The sequence below is a fragment of the Roseixanthobacter finlandensis genome, assembly GCF_043195105.2.
Classification (GTDB): Bacteria; Pseudomonadota; Alphaproteobacteria; order Rhizobiales; family Xanthobacteraceae; genus NCEH01.
Genome location: NZ_JBAFWO020000001.1, coordinates 22870 through 38133, shown reverse-complemented (window position 1 = coordinate 38133; position 15264 = coordinate 22870). Strand labels below are relative to the sequence as shown.

The window sequence follows — 15264 nt, the reverse complement described above, 5'->3', positions numbered from 1 at the left end:
GGAGACAAGAATGACTGATGCCGCGACGATGAGCCCTCCAAGCTCGCTGCGCTTCAAAGTTGACGGTTTAGATTGCCAGAACGAGGTTCGCGCGCTTCGCGCCGCGGTGGGGCCGGTTGTCGGCGGCGGCGACAAGCTGTCCTTCAATACTCAAGCCGGTATCATGGAGGTGATATCCGAGAACGCTTCGGTGATTGAGGTTATCCAGCGGGCGGTCGCCACGACCGGCATGCAAGCGCATCTCCTACGGGAGCCGGTGGAGCAGCGTGCACCGGCACTGCTGTTCCGGGTCGAGGGGCTCGACTGCAAGAATGAAGTCGCGGTGCTCAAGCGTGAGATCGGTCCACTGGTTGGGGGCGAGGCTTGGCTGACGTTCGACACCGCGAAGGGGCTGATGACGGTCGCGCCGCAACGGCAGGCGACCATCGACTATATCATTGGCCGCGTCGTCCCGACCGGCATGCGTGCTTCCCTTGTTGAGGATGGCACGGCAGAGACATTGCTCTTCCGCGTCCATGGTCTCGACTGCAAGAACGAGGTGGCGGCCCTCACGCGGGAACTCGGTCCGCTCGTGGGCGAAGACAAACTCGCCTTCGACACCGCGCAAGGCATGATGACCGTGGCTCCCCAGAATCGGGCGGCGCCCGACGCGATCGAGGAAGCCGTGGCTCGAACAGGTATGCGCGCCGAGCCCTGGTCGCCGTTCGCCGTTTCGCTCCGCGTGCTCGAGCCCGCCGGAGCGATTGAAGGTGCGACCTGCGGCTGTGCCACAGAAGTGCAGGAGGCACTCAGCCCGCCGATCCCAACCCACTTGCCCGGCAAAGTCGTGTTTCGCATTCACGGCATGGACTGTGCCGATGAAATCGCGGCATTAAAGCGTGAGGTTGGGCCGCTGGTCGGCGAAGACAAGCTCGCCTTCGATCTCCTCAACGGTCGCATGTCGATCGACGTACCGTCGGATGCGGCGCTCGAAGCCAGCGTTGAGAAGGCCGTTGCCCGCGCTGGTCTGCGCGCAGAACCCTGGATTGAAGGCGGTACCAGCGAAGCCGCGCAGGCCGAAGAGCGCCGCAAGCGGGTGCAGTCGTGGCTGACGACCGCAAGCGGCGGGCTCACGGCGCTGGGCTTTGCGATCCACGCTTGGCTCGGAGGCGGTGTGATCGCGGCCTTTGAGGCAGGCGAACACGCTTTGGGCTCGACCCCGTTGCCGAGCATGGTCCTTTACGTGGTCGCGGTGCTCTGCGCGGCGCGCTACGTCGCACCCAAGGCTTGGTTCGCGGCCAAGCGGCTGCGTCCTGACATGAATCTGCTGATGATGGTTGCGGTCGCGGGGGCGATTGGTATTGGCGCCTGGTTCGAGGCCGCTACTGTTTCGTTCTTTTTTGCGCTGGCGCTGGCGCTTGAGGCTTGGAGTCTCGGTCGCGCGCGCCGGGCGGTGGCCGCACTCATGGAACTCGCGCCGCCGACAGCACGCGTCAAGCTCGAAGATGGCTCAGAGCGCGACGTTCCGGCGGCTGAGGTTCGGGTCGGCGTGCACATCATCGTCCGGCCAGGAGACAAGGTGCCGCTCGACGGCCGGGTTGCCGCTGGCGAGAGCGAGGTCAATCAAGCGCCGATCACCGGCGAAAGCGTCCCCGTATTCAAGGCAGAAGGCGACGAGGTCTTTGCCGGCACCATCAACGGAGAGGGTGCACTTGATGTCGTGACCACCAAAGCGGCGAATGACACGACGCTCGCTCAGATCATTCGAATGGTCGGCTCAGCGCAGAGCCGACGCGCGCCCAGTGAGCAGTGGGTGGAGAAGTTCGCTCGTGTCTACACGCCCGTCGTGATGGTGCTCGCCGTTGCGATCTTTCTTGCTCCGCCCCTGCTCTTGGGCGGCGCATGGGATGTCTGGTTCTACCGGGCTCTCGTGCTCCTCGTGATTGCTTGCCCCTGCGCCCTCGTGATTTCGACGCCGGTGACGATCGTGGCGGCACTCGCCGGCGCAGCGAAGCAGGGCGTCCTGGTGAAGGGCGGCACCCATCTCGAAACGCCTGCGCACCTCAAAGCCATTGCGATGGACAAGACTGGCACGCTCACCGAAGGGCGCCCGAAGGTCGTCGAGATCGTGCCGCTTGGAGGCCGCAGCGAAACACAGGTTCTCGGCTTGGCCGCAGCCCTGGAGGCACGCAGCGGGCATCCGATCGCTCGCGCCATTCTGGCGAAAGCTGCCGAACTCAAGATGGTCGCCGAGCCTGTCGAGGCTGTCCAAGCCATCACTGGCCGAGGCGTCACCGGTCGCGTGGCCGGCCGCGAGTCGTGGCTCGGCTCGCGCCGCTACATCGAGGAGCGGGGTATCAACTCAGATGCAGTTCTGCAGCGGGCCGATGTACTTTCGAGCGCCGGTCGTACCATCGTCGCGGTCGGCGACGCGCAGGAGGTTTGGGGTCTCATCGCCGTTGCCGATGCCGTCAGGCCGGAAGCGAAGGACATTGTTACTTCGCTTCACCTCGCCGGCATCAAACACGTCGTGATGCTCACGGGGGATAACCGGGCGACGGCAGAGGCGATTGCGAAGCAGACGGGCATCGACGAGGTCCGGGCGGAACTCCTGCCTGGCGACAAGGTGGCGGCCGTCGAAGATTTGGTGCGGCGCTACGGGTCGGTTGCCATGGTCGGGGATGGGGTCAACGATGCTCCTGCAATGGGACGTGCAAATCTCGGCATCGCAATGGGCGCCATGGGCAGCGACGCTGCCATTGAAACAGCCGATGTTGCACTCATGTCGGACGATCTGTCGAAGCTTCCCTGGCTGGTGCGTCACTCGCGCTCGACGCTCACCGTCATCCGACAGAACGTCGCCTTCTCCATTGCCGTGAAGCTCCTGTTCACAGCGCTCACAGTATTTGGTCTCGCATCGCTCTGGGGCGCCATCGCGGCCGACGTCGGCGCGTCGTTGCTGGTCGTTCTTAACGGCCTGCGCCTGCTCAACCGTGGTCAGACGACGGTTCAGCGGGGCGGTCCTTCGGCGGGATCCGGAGTTCCGGCGCGCGCGCATCATGGGCCTGGGGTCATTGCGGCGGACCCTGCGCGCTGATCATGGCCGAATGCGTCGGCCCCGGATGATGGCCAATTGGCGTGCATTATGAGGACGGATCGATTGTGACATATGCGACTTTGATACGGCGAGGCGTGCTGGCCGGCGGTGCATTCGCTGCCGCTCTGGCCGCCGATTTTGTAACGAAATGGCTGATCGTCAACATTGTGATGGTGCCGCCGCGCACCATCGAGATCGTGCCATTCTTCAATCTCACTCTCGGTTTCAACACGGGCGTCAGCTTTGGGATGTTCCGCGATCTTTTCGTGGAGCAGCCACTGATGCTCGCCGGGATAACAGTCGTGATCGCGGCAGGACTCCTCGTCTGGGCTGTGCGAACCACAAAGCGCATCGAGACATTCGCCTTCGGCCTGATTGCCGGCGGTGCTGTAGGCAACGTGGTGGACCGGGTGCGTCACGGTGCTGTGACCGATTTTCTTGATTTTCACGTAGGCGATTGGCACTGGCCCACCTTCAACATGGCGGACGTGACAATCACCATCGGCGTCGTCCTTTTGATCACAGGTTCCCTTTGGCCGGCGCAATCGATGGTCTCGGATCGGAAGCGGCCGAGCCACATGGGGCACTGACGATGGCGATCATCGACGTGTCGTTGCTTGGTTTGGCCACCGCCGCAATGGCTGGAGCCATCTCCTTCCTTTCACCCTGCGTGCTGCCGCTCGTGCCGGGCTATCTGTCCTATGTCGCCGGAGGAGCAGACGCCGGTGGAGGGAAGAGCCGCCAGTTCCATGTTCTCGGACCAGCGCTCCTCTTCGTGCTGGGTTTCACCACCGTCTTTGTTCTGCTTGGGCTCAGTGCGATGGCCCTCGGCGGATTTCTGCAACGCTACCAAATTGAAACGAACCTGATCGGCGGCGCGTTGGTCATTGTCTTCGGTCTCGCCATGACAGGACTGGTACGCTTGCCCGTCGCATTGATGGCTGATCGACGCTGGCATGGGCCTACGCAGATTGGAGGCCCCGTCGGAGCCTTCCTCCTTGGGATTGCCTTTGCCTTTGGGTGGACGCCCTGCATTGGGCCGGTGCTCGCCTCGATCCTCACCGTCACGGCGACCTCGTCCGGCAATGGAGCGGTGCTGCTAGGTGCTTATGGTCTCGGACTGGGCGTCCCGTTTCTCCTCGCAGCGCTGTTCTTTGGCAGTGCGGCCGTGGCTTTGAAACGCATGCGGCGCGCTGGTGCGGCGTTGAATGTGGGCGCGGGGGCGGTGATGGTCGGCGTCGGTATTCTGATGATGACAGGTCGCCTGCAGGAGATCGCCATCTGGATGCTGACGACATTTCCGGTGCTCGGCAGCATCGGTTGAGACGCGGGGCCGCATCGGATCGAGCACCTGTCTCCAACGCGCGGACCGTGCCTGCCTTGTTCGGTTGGCAAGATCCGGGCTCCGCCTTCTCCGCCTCCATGCAGCTCGCAGCGCAGGCTGCCGTCATCAGCTATTTTTGGGGTGACGTGAGCCAGTTGGCCACAAATTCGGTCCGCGCCGTTGCGCATCGGGATTTCCGGGACCGACACTTCCGCTTTTCTCTTTGGATTATCGTTGCGACGATCCCGATCGGCGTGGCGGGCGTATCCTTGTCGGGGGTCCTGAACGCCTGCGGTTCCCCTTTGCGGACCCTCGCAATCATCGGCTGGGCCTGCATCGTCATGGCCATCCTCTTAGCGCTCGCGGAGATTTACGCTCGCCACAGACGAACACTTGAAAACGTATCTCTGATCGATGCAATGATCGTGGGCATTGCTCAGATCGGCGCCCTGATCCCGGGAGTGTCGCGTTCGGGCTCTACCTTGACTGCGGCACTTGCGCTCGGCCTTAAGCGAGAAGAGGCAGCGCGATTTTCCTTCCTTCTCAGTTTGCCGGCAATTGCTCTGGCCGGCTTCAAGGAACTTTGGGAGCTCTACAAAGTCCACCTGTCTCCTGACGGTTGGTCGATTCTTCTCTTGGGACTCGTCGTAGCCTCTGTCTCGGCATTCTTCGCGATCTGGGGGCTGATGCGCGTGCTCGAGCGTTTTTCCGCTTGGCCGTTCGTGATTTATCGAGGAGCCCTCGGTATCGTTCTCCTATCGGCCATTGCGCTGGGCAATATCACTTAAGACCCGAACGTTTTAGGAACTTCGCATGAGCGCGCAACAGCAAAAGGAAGAATCTGAAATCCAGCTTGACGCGAGTGATGCCGCTGAACGCAAGACCCTTATGCGGGTCCTAGCCATCAATTTCTTGCAAGTGATTATGGCCGGGCTCGTGGGCGTGATTGCAGACTCCACCGGTCTCCTGGGTGCCGCTCTGGACAATTTAGCGGACGCTGGCGTCTATGCGGTCAGCATCTATGCCGTTGGGCGGACGGTCGCGGCCAAGACGCGTGTCGCGCGTCTGTCCGGCATCCTTCTGATAGTTTTGGGTTTAGCGCTGCTCATGGAGGTCCTTCGACGTTTTTTCGTGGGCGCTGAGCCGATCGGTTTAGCCATGATTGTTACGGCCATCGCAAACGCCGCGACCAATCTGCTTTGCCTGCGGCTGCTGCGCTCGCATCGGGACCGGGGCGTGCACTTGAAGGCGTCCTGGATCTTTACGACTAACGACATGCTGGCCAACGCTGGCATTGTTGTATCCGGCGCCGCAGTCATGTTCTTCAGATCCCCGCTTCCCGATTTGATCATCGGGCTGGTGGTTGGTGGGATCGTTCTCAAGGGCGGCTGGGATATTCTGAAGGAGGCGCGCGAGGCGCAACGGGAGGGATTGTCGGTTCGCGAATAATGATGAGCGTACGGTCCTTCCGCCGTGCTTGCACCGAACTCGCAGCTTAAGGCAACCAGCCTGACGCAACTGCGCTGTCAAGCCTCGATAACATACCTCCGATCTCGATCATATTCCGCTTGATCCTGTAGCGGCTACAGCATGTAGCCTTCCGCACGGTCTTGCACGGCTCGATGACCAAGAAGCGGATACGCCGACGTAGCAGCCTTCTAGGAGCAAGAGTGGCCCGTGTAATTCAGGAGCTCGGGGACTCCAGGCCACGCGAGGTAGCACCCTGACGATCGAACTGCGTCATCTTCGCTACGTTATTGCGGCCGCTGAGCGCGGAAGCTTTCGACGCGCGGCCAAGGCGCTGGAAGTCCAAGAGTCTGCCATCAGCCGACGTATCCGGGATCTCGAAGACGAGATCGGAGCCGCGCTTTTCATTCGTCACCATGGCGGTGTTCATCTCACCCAGGCGGGCCAGAGATTCCTCATCCGCGCTCGCCAGGCTCTGAGCCAGATTGGGCACGCTGCCATGGATGCGGGTTCGTTCGGTCGTGGTGAGGCGGGCGTGGTCCGCATTGGGATATTTTCTTCGCTCGCTTCTGGCTTTCTGTCCGATCTGCTCCGCGCCTATGTCGGGGCGAATCCCGACGTCCGCCCCGACCTCATCGAAGGGGGCCCGACCGACCACATTGCGTCGGTTCAAAGGCATCGGCTGGATATCGCCTTCCTAACAGGCCAACCAATCGCGGATGGCTGCGATTTGGCCCATCTTTGGAACGAGCGGGTCTATGTGGCATTGTCCAGCGATCATGAACTAGCGCGAAAGCGTAAGATCTCATGGCGGAATCTGCGAGACCGGAACTTCATCGTCAGTGAGACCGATCCCGGGCCGGAGATCCACGACTACCTCGTTAAGCATCTGGCCGATCTCGGGCACCACCCCAGCGTCGAGCGTCACGGTGTCGGCCGAGACAACCTGATGAACCTTGTGGCCATGGGACAAGGTCTGACGCTTACGAGCGAGGCGACGATCGCATCGCGCTTTCCGGGTGTCGTCTATCGTCCGCTGTCTGAGGAGATCCTGCCGTTCTGTGCGATATGGTCGCCGCAGAACGACAACCCGGCCCTGCGGCGGCTGCTCAGTCTTGCCACAACCATGTCGCGGCAATCGAAGACCGGATTGCCCGCCTCGCCAAACGCTATTCCCGCGCCGTCCCACCTGTCGTAGCGGGCTGGCGAACAGCCCGGCCTTCTCGGCGGGCCTTGGCGAAGCCCCGGTCGGTTGCCATGAAGCGCTCGATCATCGGCGAGATCAGCTTGGCTGGCTCGCCGACCGGCCGTCCCGTCTCCTTAGCCAGCACCTCGGCATAGGCCACCAGCTCCCGATGAACTGCCGCCGGCAGTTCGAGCGAGATCTTCACCGGCTTGTCATCGTCAATGACCCCGAGCTTCAGCTTCGCCATTGGTCAACCTCCATAGGGTTCGAGGACGAGGTCACGTGTGACGATGACGCGGACCGGAAAGCCCGGACGAATGGTCAGTGTCGGCGCGACGTTGAGCTGGCGGCGGACAATCTGTTGGCCCGCATCGTTGATGGTGTCTTGTCCGCCGTTTCGAATAGCTTGGATCAAGCGGTCGTCGTCGTTCGTTGCGAGTTCGGCCCCGACGCTCAGCAAGGTGGAGAGACCCGCGGTCTTGGCTAGGTCCCACCAGTGATAGTCAACGCCGTCCTGTAGGCCGGCGTAGCCCTCCGCGTCCGCACCGGGTTGGCGCTCGAGCACGATCGAGCGGCCGTTCGGGAAGATCAGCCTATTCCAGACTAGCAGCACGCGGCTTTGCCCGAATTGAACATTGTTGTCGTACTGGCCGATGATGCGGGTGCCCTGGGGCACGAGGAGGATGCGGCCCGTAGGGCTGTCGTAGATGTTCTCAGTCACTTGCGCCGTGATCTGCCCTGGCAGGTCGGAGCGGATGCCGGTGATCATGGCTGCCGGGATGACGGCGCCCGCCTGAAGGATGTTCGGTGACCCGCACGGTCACCGTGATGGTGTCGCCGAGACCAACTGGGCGATGGAAACGAAGAGTCTGGCCAAAATAGACGGTGCCTGGGCCTGGCAGCTCGGTGCCGAGAATGGTCGAGATAAGGGCACCGCCCCACATGCCGTGTGCTACGATCTTGTGAAACAGATCGCTCTTGGCGAACGCTTCATCGACATGAGTGGGATTGACGTCCCCCGACATGACGGCAAAGAGCTCGACGTCCTTTCGGACGAGCGTATGGACGATGCTGGCGGTGTCACCGATCCGAATCTCGTCGAACGTCCGGTTTTCGATCGTGCCCGTTTGGTTCATTCCGGCCTCTGAGGTTCTCTACCCGTATTGGAACCAAGCCGAACGGTCCGGGACCTCTGCGCCCTAGCAGCCATGTCGGTGGTGCTGGGGATGGTTGTCGTCGCGCTGGTTATCGATCGCTTGGCCCGAAGCAGCCATCCCGGTCAGATACTTTTCGGGATCGGCCTCGAACGCCTCACGGTTTTCGCGGGACTCGAAATAGTAGGCGCGCTCCCGATAGACCGAAGATATCGACGAACTGCCGCTGACAGACTGCCGGCTTACGGGATCAAGAACCGACCGCGGACCGGCTCCAGCGTCGGATGGTGGGCCGTCTTGCCCGCTTCCGTGGCTGTGGCGTGCCGATCGGCCCATTCCGCGGCCGCCCATGCGGGTCATGAAGAAGAATGCGCCAATTGCAAGTGCGATCCAGATCCAGTTCTGGGAGATCCAATCCATGTCTGCCTCCTGTCAACTGAGGCACTGAGGAAAGCTGAAATCGCAGTGAGAGCTTTGCCGCAGGTTAAAGATCGCCACTTGCGCCGTGCGAAGCGCCGAAGGAAATCGCAGCGCGCGCCGTGAGGGATTGCAAGCCCGCGGTCTTGCGTTTGTCTTGGCGCTCCCGATCAGTGATGTAGTCTTGCATCATAGTGAGCCTGTTCGTATGGCCGGCGTCGACCCGTCCAGCGCCATCGGGCCCCGCAATCGGCCATATGCGCTGGCCCTGTACTATTGTGGAGTTGATATTCTTCCGAGTGGAAATGCATCCGTTCCATTTGAACGACTCGCTGCGGTTTCACCTCTCTGACCGGCGTAGTCACAAATGGCAGCGCCTCGTTCATCGACATGACCGACGCGCTCGATCGATCACTTCACAGTCGCTATTACTGATGCCGTTCTTCGAATTCCACCTTGATGTCCTGCGCCCGGTCCCGCAGGCGAATTGTCAGGCTGATCCGAAACGGTCCATTGCCCTGCATTTCAAAGTAGTTGCCGTAGCTTTCGGTGCCCGCGATCTCCATCGGATTGAGGTTCTTCTGGCTCCCAGCAAGTCCGATTTCGGAGACGCGGGCCGAGACGTCGGCGCCGGTGAGACGGCGTCCACTCCTGACGTCGAAGAGTGCAACAACGATATGGAATTGCCCGCGGGCCATCGGCTGCCCGCCATGCATGGAATTCTCCGTGTGGCCTTGCGGATGACCGCGGACTAATTCCGCCGGCAGGATTCCCATATAGATCTGGACCTCGCCGACGACTCTGCTGTCGCCGCTAGGGGCCGCCATTGCTGTGTGGACCAATCCGGAAAGCAGGATCAGACCCAGCGCCACCCCGACTCTCATTGCTCGCATGGTCATTTGCTCTCCCACCGCTGGCCAACGACCTAAGATGGTGCACGACGTGCCGGCGAGAGTTCGGTCCGTTCCGATCCCGCCAGGACATCAGCCCATCGCGGCGAAAAGGCTGATATCCGAGACGGATTCGTAGCGACGACCGGCAACAGAAAGCTTGATCTGCGTTAAAGAACGTGGGCGGTCGCGGCCGTAACGTTAAATCCTGTCTGGTTTTGGCAGAGACGTCTCAATAGGACGTTTCAACCATTGAAAGATCTGGCTAGACGATGACCAACAGGCGTGAGACGAATGCTCAGCATTCGGGCAGTGATCCGGAAGGAGAGGACGCCGCAAAACCAGCGGACGCGGCTGTACGACGAGCGCTTGTCGAGGCACGCGAGGAGTTTCTGGTCTTTTTGCATCATCGGGTGGGCAGCCGGGACGAGGCTGAAGAGTTGTTGCAGCAGTTCTCGCTCCGGGCGATCGAGCGCGCCTGGCAATTGCGGGACGTCCGCACGGTCCGCGGTTGGCTCGGGCGCATACTGGCGACGACACTCGTCGATCACCAGCGACGCGCCATCAGGCGGCGTCGCCGGGAGGTCGACATGGAGCAGTCGGACGTCGAGAACCTGGCGATCGAGCCGGATCGAGAAACCGATGAGGCCGTCTGCAGCTGCCTCCATAAATTGCTGCCGACGCTCAAGCCCGAATATGCCGATGTCGTCTGGCGCTCCGACATTCTTGGCGAGCCGCGGGATCGGATCGCCGCGAGCCTCGGCACCACGCTCAACAACATCGCGGTCCGGCTTCACCGCGGGCGCCAGGCGCTCCGCAAGAGGCTCGAGGAAATGTGCCTGACATGTCCGGTCCACGGCTTCCTCGATTGCCGGTGCGATGAGGCCGAGCGCATTCGCCGGCGAGCTCGGGGCCTCGCTGACGAGACCGAGACGCCGCCTGAGAACGGATAACACAATGAATGCAGATGACCTCACCAAGCGCGTGGCGATCATCACCGGCGGAACGCGAGGGATCGGCGCCGCGATTGCGCGTCGCTTCAAGAATGCGGGATACGCGGTTGCGGCCGTCTACCACGGAAACGCGACAGCGGCCGACGCGTTCTCGGGCGATACCGGTATCCCAGTCTACAAATGGGATGTTGCCGATTTTGACGCCTGCCAGGATGGCGTGGCCAGCGTGGCGAACGACCTCGGCGGACCGGTTGAGATCCTCGTCAACAATGCGGGCATCACCCGCGATGCCATGCTGCACAAGATGACATCTGCCCAGTGGGGCGAGGTCATCGCGACCGACCTCACCTCCTGCTTCAACATGTGCCGAGCAGTCATCGGCGCCATGCGTGATCACGGCTTCGGCCGGATCGTCAATATTTCCTCGATCAACGGTCAGAAGGGGCAGCTTGGTCAGACCAACTATGCAGCCGCGAAGGCTGGCATCCTTGGTTTCACCAAAGCGCTCGCGCTCGAGACGGCGTCGAGGGGCATCACCGTGAACGCGGTCGCGCCCGGCTACATCGCGACGGACATGGTCGGTGCCATGTCTGAAGATGTTCTCGCAAGGATCGAGGGGCAAATCCCTGTCGGGCGGCTGGGCAATGCCGACGAGGTCGCACGCATCGTCCAGTTCCTGGTGAGCGAGGATGCGACGTTCATCACCGGCTCAACGGTCACCGCCAATGGCGGCCAGTACATGGCATAGGGGCACCCCCCGGGAAATCGAAAGGACATCCACATGGCACAGTCGAACGTCGTGCTCTGCACCCCGGTGCGGACAGCCATCGGCACGTATGGCGGAACGCTGAAAGACATAGGCGCCCCCGAGCTCGGGGCCGCCGTGATCAAGGAAATATTGATCCGCGCGAAGATCGCAGACGGTGCGATCGGCGCCGTGGTGATGGGGCAGGTCGTCCAGGCCGGCGCCAAGATGAACCCGGCGCGGCAGGCGGCGATCAAGGCCGGCGTTCCGGCCGGCGTTCCGGCGATGACCATCAACCGGGTGTGTGGTTCGGGTGCGCAGGCGATCGCGACCGCCGCGCAGGAGATCATGCTCGGCCTCGCCGAGAGCGCCATCGCCGGCGGCATGGAGAACATGGACCAATCGCCCTACCTGATGTCGGGCGGACGGTGGGGCTACCGCATGGGCGATGCCCAGATCTACGACAGCATGCTGCGCGATGGCCTCAACGATGCCTTTTCCGATCACCACTCGGGCTTGGTGACCGAGGACCTCGTCAGCAAGTTTCAGGTGACGCGCGAGGCGCAGGACCGCTGGGCGGAGCGGACGCAGCGGCGCTTTGGCGCGGCGCAGGCGGCCGGCAAGTTCAATGCCGAGATCGCGCCGATCGAAATCCCCGGTCGCAAGGGGCCGACGATCTTCGACAAGGATGAGCACAACCGCCCGGACGCAACGCTGGAGTCGCTGGCCAAGCTGAAGCCGGCTTTCCGCAAGGATGGAACCATTACCGCCGGCAATGCACCGGGCCTCAACAGCGGCGCCGCGGGCATGATCGTTGCGGATGCCCGCTGGGCCGAGAAGCACGGCCTGACGCCGATGGCTCGTCTTGTGGCCTTCGGGGTCGGCGCGGTCGAACCCGGCCTGTTCGGTCTCGGGCCGGTTCCCGCGGTTCGGCAGGCCTTGGATCGCGCTGGCTGGACGCTCGGCGACGTCGAGCGCGTGGAAATCAACGAGGCCTTCGCGGCGATCGTCTTGGCGCTCATCGGAGAGCTCGGGCTCCCGGAGGACATCGTCAATGTCGAGGGCGGCGCCATCGCACATGGCCATCCGATCGGTGCGACAGGAGCCGTGCTGACGACCCGCCTCCTTCACGCGATGCACCGGGACGGTCTCCGCCGCGGATTGGTGACACTGTGCATCGGCGGCGGTCAGGGGGTCGCTTTGGCGCTTGAGGCTCTCCACTGACCGCGAGAGCGTAAAAAGCGACCCATCGCAGCAAATCGAATGTCGCGTTCCTGAAACTGCAACCAAACAATCAAGGAGAGAACAATGGCCACGAAGAATGAGGCGCCAGTTGGTTTCGATCGCATGAACGCTGTATTCGCATGGTGGGGACTGTCGGGCGCCGACAGTACCGGCAAGCTCGACGGCCAGTTCAAGCGGTTCCAGGCCTTCACGTCCGATCTGCAGAAGGCCTATGGCGAGACATACAGCGCTCAGATGAGCACTCTCCTTGGCGCCAATGAGCGGATCGGACGCTCGCTTCTGGAATTCGTGCAGTGCCGGCGACCGCAGGATGTGATCGCGGGAGAATCGAGCGTCATGGCGGCCATCCTGGAAGAGACGTCGTTGCAGACGAAGACTTGGCTCGATCTCTCGCAGAAGGTCCAAGACTACTGTGCGACCATGGCACGGGAGACCGCAGGCGAAATCCGTCAGCAGGCAAATGGAACCCCTGACACCGGAAGCAGCGTCAAGGCATCGTAGCCGCATATAGTGTTGACGAGCGTCCCGCGGGGTCTTGCCGAGACCGTGGCGTGCGGCTGGCACGGCAGCCGGATTTCTGGCCGCTGTTCAACTTCCTCGCCCTTAAGATCAGATGATGGAGATGGTGATGCCCGAAGCAAGATCGGATTCCGCGCTGGTTGACCAGCCGAAGGCGTCGCCGGGTCGGCAATTGGCTGCTCGGCGGGATATCGTAGCGGCGGCTACGGTGAAAAGCCTGGAACCGGCCGTCGCGGCGAATCCAGTCGGACTGCCGATCAACATCGGTGATCCCTTGGCCTATCAGAGGGATGTCTTCGAACGGTCGATTCTGTTTTGGGACACGCTGCGCCAGCGTGCCAACAACATGATCGCCCATGAGCGCGCCGGCAAGCCGCCGCTTCTCGACTTCGACTATGAGACGCTGGTCGATGCCCGCCGTTTCGAACGACCTGTCAACTACGCCCTCCTGCGGATCACCCGGATCGGGGACGATTGCATCGAGGATTGTATCGATCCGGCGAAGCCACCCGTCGTCATCCTCGACCCTCGAGCCGGCCATGGGCCCGGCATCGGCGGCTTCAAGCGCGACTCCGAGGTTGGGATCGCCATGCACGAGGGCTATCCGGTCTATTTCGTTTCCTTCTTTCCGGAACCCTGCGTGGGCCAGACCCTGGCGGATGTGCTGCATGCGCTCGGACGCTTCGTCGAGGACGTGGTCAAACGTCACCCCGGCAAGCCTCCGGTGCTCTATGGCAACTGTCAGGCCGGCTGGGCGATCACCCTGCTCTCCGCGGATTGCGAAGGCTTGGTCGGCCCCGCCGTGCTCAACGGCTCTCCGCTCTCCTATTGGGCGGGAGAATCGGGCGTCAATCCGATGCGGATCGCGGGCGGGCTGCTCGGCGGCGTCTGGGCCACCCACCTTCTCGCCGATCTCAACGACGGCCGCCTGGACGGTGCGTGGCTCGCCTTCAATTTCGAAAACCTTCAGCCCGAAGCCGTCTGGGAGAAATATGCCAACCTGTTCACGCATGTCGACACGGAACGGGAGCGCTTCCTCGAGTTCGAGCGGTGGTGGAATGGCTTCTATTTCCTCAGCCGGGAAGAGATCGTCGCCATCGTCGAGAACCTCTTCATCGGCAATCGCCTCGAGGAGGGCAAGATGCGGATCTGCGAGGGTTGCGTCGCCGACCTTCGGCGTATTCGCAATCCGCTGGTGATCTTCGCGTCCTACGGCGACAACATCACCCCGCCGCACCAGGCGCTCGGCTGGATCCCGGTGGTGTACAAGGATACGAGCGATCTCAAGGCCGCCGGTCAGCGCATTGTCTACCTGACGAACCCCCATGCGGGCCATCTCGGCATTTTCGTGTCAGCCAAGGTGGCGCGGTTCGAACATCGCGCGATCCTCGAAAGCCTCGGCGAAATCGAGACCCTCGCCCCCGGCCTCTACGAGATGAAGATCGACAATCCGACCGGCAATCCCGACTGCGATAAGCCGGAATACTCGGTCCGGTTCGAAGAGCGGCGTGTCGAGGATCTTCGGTTCGCGACGCCGCGCGCGGAGTTCGAGCAGGTTCGCCATCTTTCAGAGGTGAACGAGCAATTCTACAAGGCCATGGTCAGCCCCTTCGTTCGCGCGCTCTCCAATCCCTGGACTGCGGCGACGCTCGAATGGCTCCATCCGATGCGCACGAGCCGCTACCTGCTGTCGGAATCCTTCAGTCCGTGGATGCGTGGCGTCGCTGCGCTCGCGCGTCTGATCGAGCAGCGCCGCCAGCCGCTGCCGGAGGACGATGCCAATCTCCGTCGTGAGCGGGAGGCGATTGACCGTGTCTCCGAGGTGATCGAAAACGGCCGCAGGCAGCGCGACGCGACGGAGGAACGGGTCTTCCAGGCGCTTTACGATGTTCCCGCCTCGGCTCGGCCAGCAGCGCCACCGGCCGTATAGGCTTGACACCGTCGTCGTTCGCCATGGCAAGCCGGTGCAATTGAACGTTTCCGCGGGAGGAGACGGCGCTCTGTTCCGAGAAGGTCGCTTTCGCTGACTCAATAAGCGCGCGGACCTGTCGGCCGGACAGACGGTTCGGGTGGAGACCATGCCAGACAAGCCCGGCAAATTCGGCTTCGGCTGCCAGATGGGGATATTCACGGACAGGCTTGTCGTGGAGTGAGATCGCATCTTTGGGCGCAGACGCGACCCGTGACGCCGCAACGCAAAGGGGCCGCTGGTGACGGAAGATCAGCGGTTGTCTTTGCGCAACAATGGAGCCGAAGGAGCATGACGCGGCAGCTCGCAACAAGGCTGG

At 62.3% G+C, this 15264-nt stretch carries 14 protein-coding genes and 3 pseudogenes; 12 read left to right on the top strand and 5 right to left on the bottom strand.

All coding sequences use genetic code 11. From position 1 onward, the window contains the following. The first annotated feature begins 10 nt into the window (after positions 1 to 10). The 7 genes and pseudogenes from V5G24_RS24915 to V5G24_RS24885 all read left to right on the top strand — a co-directional run bounded on the left by V5G24_RS24915 (position 11) and on the right by V5G24_RS24885 (position 7065). Entirely contained in the window at positions 11 to 3076 is a 3066-nt protein-coding gene (locus tag V5G24_RS24915; RefSeq protein ID WP_394085341.1) for a heavy metal translocating P-type ATPase, read from the top strand. 65 nt (positions 3077 to 3141) lie between these two features. Further along, the gene (gene lspA / locus V5G24_RS24910; protein ID WP_394085343.1) at positions 3142 to 3666 is read left to right on the top strand and encodes a signal peptidase II; all 525 of its coding nucleotides are present in this window, start codon (positions 3142 to 3144) and stop codon (positions 3664 to 3666) included. A 2-nt stretch (positions 3667 to 3668) separates the two neighbouring features. Then, entirely contained in the window at positions 3669 to 4400 is a 732-nt protein-coding gene (locus tag V5G24_RS24905) for a cytochrome c biogenesis CcdA family protein (protein ID WP_394085344.1), read from the top strand. Then, positions 4373 to 5188, top strand: a complete 816-nt coding sequence (locus V5G24_RS24900; protein WP_394085380.1) for an undecaprenyl-diphosphate phosphatase — start codon at positions 4373 to 4375, stop codon at positions 5186 to 5188. Before V5G24_RS24905 ends, V5G24_RS24900 begins: the two co-directional genes overlap by 28 nt. 25 nt (positions 5189 to 5213) lie before the next feature. After that, positions 5214 to 5849, top strand: coding sequence for a cation efflux transmembrane domain-containing protein (locus V5G24_RS24895; RefSeq protein ID WP_394085345.1), 636 nt, complete (start codon positions 5214 to 5216; stop codon positions 5847 to 5849). Between the two features lie 274 nt (positions 5850 to 6123). Further along, positions 6124 to 6255 (top strand): annotated as a pseudogene (locus tag V5G24_RS24890) (helix-turn-helix domain-containing protein); the annotation flags it as partial. 111 nt (positions 6256 to 6366) lie between these two features. Then, the gene (locus tag V5G24_RS24885) at positions 6367 to 7065 is read left to right on the top strand and encodes a LysR family substrate-binding domain-containing protein (protein ID WP_394085346.1); all 699 of its coding nucleotides are present in this window, start codon (positions 6367 to 6369) and stop codon (positions 7063 to 7065) included. Here the strand turns inward: V5G24_RS24885 and V5G24_RS24880 are convergent. The 5 genes and pseudogenes from V5G24_RS24880 to V5G24_RS24860 all read right to left on the bottom strand — a co-directional run bounded on the left by V5G24_RS24880 (position 7037) and on the right by V5G24_RS24860 (position 9523). Next, on the bottom strand, positions 7037 to 7300 hold the full coding sequence (locus tag V5G24_RS24880) for a DUF2274 domain-containing protein (RefSeq protein WP_394085347.1): 264 nt from the start codon (positions 7298 to 7300) through the stop codon (positions 7037 to 7039). The genes V5G24_RS24885 and V5G24_RS24880 overlap by 29 nt on opposite strands. A gap of 3 nt (positions 7301 to 7303) precedes the next feature. Next, positions 7304 to 7864: pseudogene (locus tag V5G24_RS24875) on the bottom strand (TraB/TrbI/VirB10 family type IV secretion system protein); the annotation flags it as partial. Next, positions 7836 to 8189, bottom strand: a pseudogene (locus V5G24_RS24870) (MaoC/PaaZ C-terminal domain-containing protein); the annotation flags it as partial. The pseudogenes V5G24_RS24875 and V5G24_RS24870, both read right to left, overlap by 29 nt. Before the next feature lie 63 nt (positions 8190 to 8252). Continuing rightward, positions 8253 to 8627, bottom strand: coding sequence for a hypothetical protein (locus V5G24_RS24865; protein ID WP_394040780.1), 375 nt, complete (start codon positions 8625 to 8627; stop codon positions 8253 to 8255). 425 nt (positions 8628 to 9052) lie between these two features. Then, positions 9053 to 9523 (bottom strand): hypothetical protein, encoded by a 471-nt coding sequence (locus V5G24_RS24860; protein WP_394040778.1) that lies wholly within the window; start codon positions 9521 to 9523, stop codon positions 9053 to 9055. A 263-nt stretch (positions 9524 to 9786) separates the two neighbouring features. Between V5G24_RS24860 and V5G24_RS24855 the strand changes: the two genes are divergently transcribed. From V5G24_RS24855 to V5G24_RS24835, 5 genes are all read left to right on the top strand, one after another. Further along, positions 9787 to 10467, top strand: coding sequence for an RNA polymerase sigma factor (locus tag V5G24_RS24855; RefSeq protein WP_394015607.1), 681 nt, complete (start codon positions 9787 to 9789; stop codon positions 10465 to 10467). A 4-nt stretch (positions 10468 to 10471) separates the two neighbouring features. Then, entirely contained in the window at positions 10472 to 11215 is a 744-nt protein-coding gene (gene phbB, locus V5G24_RS24850; RefSeq protein WP_394040775.1) for an acetoacetyl-CoA reductase, read from the top strand. Positions 11216 to 11248: 33 nt separating this feature from the next. Then, entirely contained in the window at positions 11249 to 12436 is a 1188-nt protein-coding gene (locus V5G24_RS24845) for a thiolase family protein (protein WP_394015609.1), read from the top strand. An 84-nt stretch (positions 12437 to 12520) separates the two neighbouring features. Next, entirely contained in the window at positions 12521 to 12958 is a 438-nt protein-coding gene (locus tag V5G24_RS24840) for a hypothetical protein (RefSeq protein ID WP_394085349.1), read from the top strand. Positions 12959 to 13070: 112 nt separating this feature from the next. Continuing rightward, a complete protein-coding gene (locus V5G24_RS24835; RefSeq protein WP_394085350.1) occupies positions 13071 to 14906 on the top strand; it encodes a DUF3141 domain-containing protein in 1836 nt (611 codons plus the stop codon). Positions 14907 to 15264 lie beyond the last annotated feature (358 nt).

Coding starts and splice junctions, on each gene's coding strand:
- V5G24_RS24915 (WP_394085341.1), top strand. CDS start 11: ATGACTGATGCCGCGACGATGAGCCCTCCAAGCTCGCTGCGCTTCAAA.
- V5G24_RS24905 (WP_394085344.1), top strand. CDS start 3,669: ATGGCGATCATCGACGTGTCGTTGCTTGGTTTGGCCACCGCCGCAATG.
- V5G24_RS24895 (WP_394085345.1), top strand. CDS start 5,214: ATGAGCGCGCAACAGCAAAAGGAAGAATCTGAAATCCAGCTTGACGCG.
- V5G24_RS24885 (WP_394085346.1), top strand. CDS start 6,367: ATGGATGCGGGTTCGTTCGGTCGTGGTGAGGCGGGCGTGGTCCGCATT.
- V5G24_RS24880 (WP_394085347.1), bottom strand. CDS start 7,300: ATGGCGAAGCTGAAGCTCGGGGTCATTGACGATGACAAGCCGGTGAAG.
- V5G24_RS24865 (WP_394040780.1), bottom strand. CDS start 8,627: ATGGATTGGATCTCCCAGAACTGGATCTGGATCGCACTTGCAATTGGC.
- V5G24_RS24860 (WP_394040778.1), bottom strand. CDS start 9,523: ATGACCATGCGAGCAATGAGAGTCGGGGTGGCGCTGGGTCTGATCCTG.
- V5G24_RS24855 (WP_394015607.1), top strand. CDS start 9,787: ATGACCAACAGGCGTGAGACGAATGCTCAGCATTCGGGCAGTGATCCG.
- phbB (WP_394040775.1), top strand. CDS start 10,472: ATGAATGCAGATGACCTCACCAAGCGCGTGGCGATCATCACCGGCGGA.
- V5G24_RS24845 (WP_394015609.1), top strand. CDS start 11,249: ATGGCACAGTCGAACGTCGTGCTCTGCACCCCGGTGCGGACAGCCATC.
- V5G24_RS24840 (WP_394085349.1), top strand. CDS start 12,521: ATGGCCACGAAGAATGAGGCGCCAGTTGGTTTCGATCGCATGAACGCT.
- V5G24_RS24835 (WP_394085350.1), top strand. CDS start 13,071: ATGATGGAGATGGTGATGCCCGAAGCAAGATCGGATTCCGCGCTGGTT.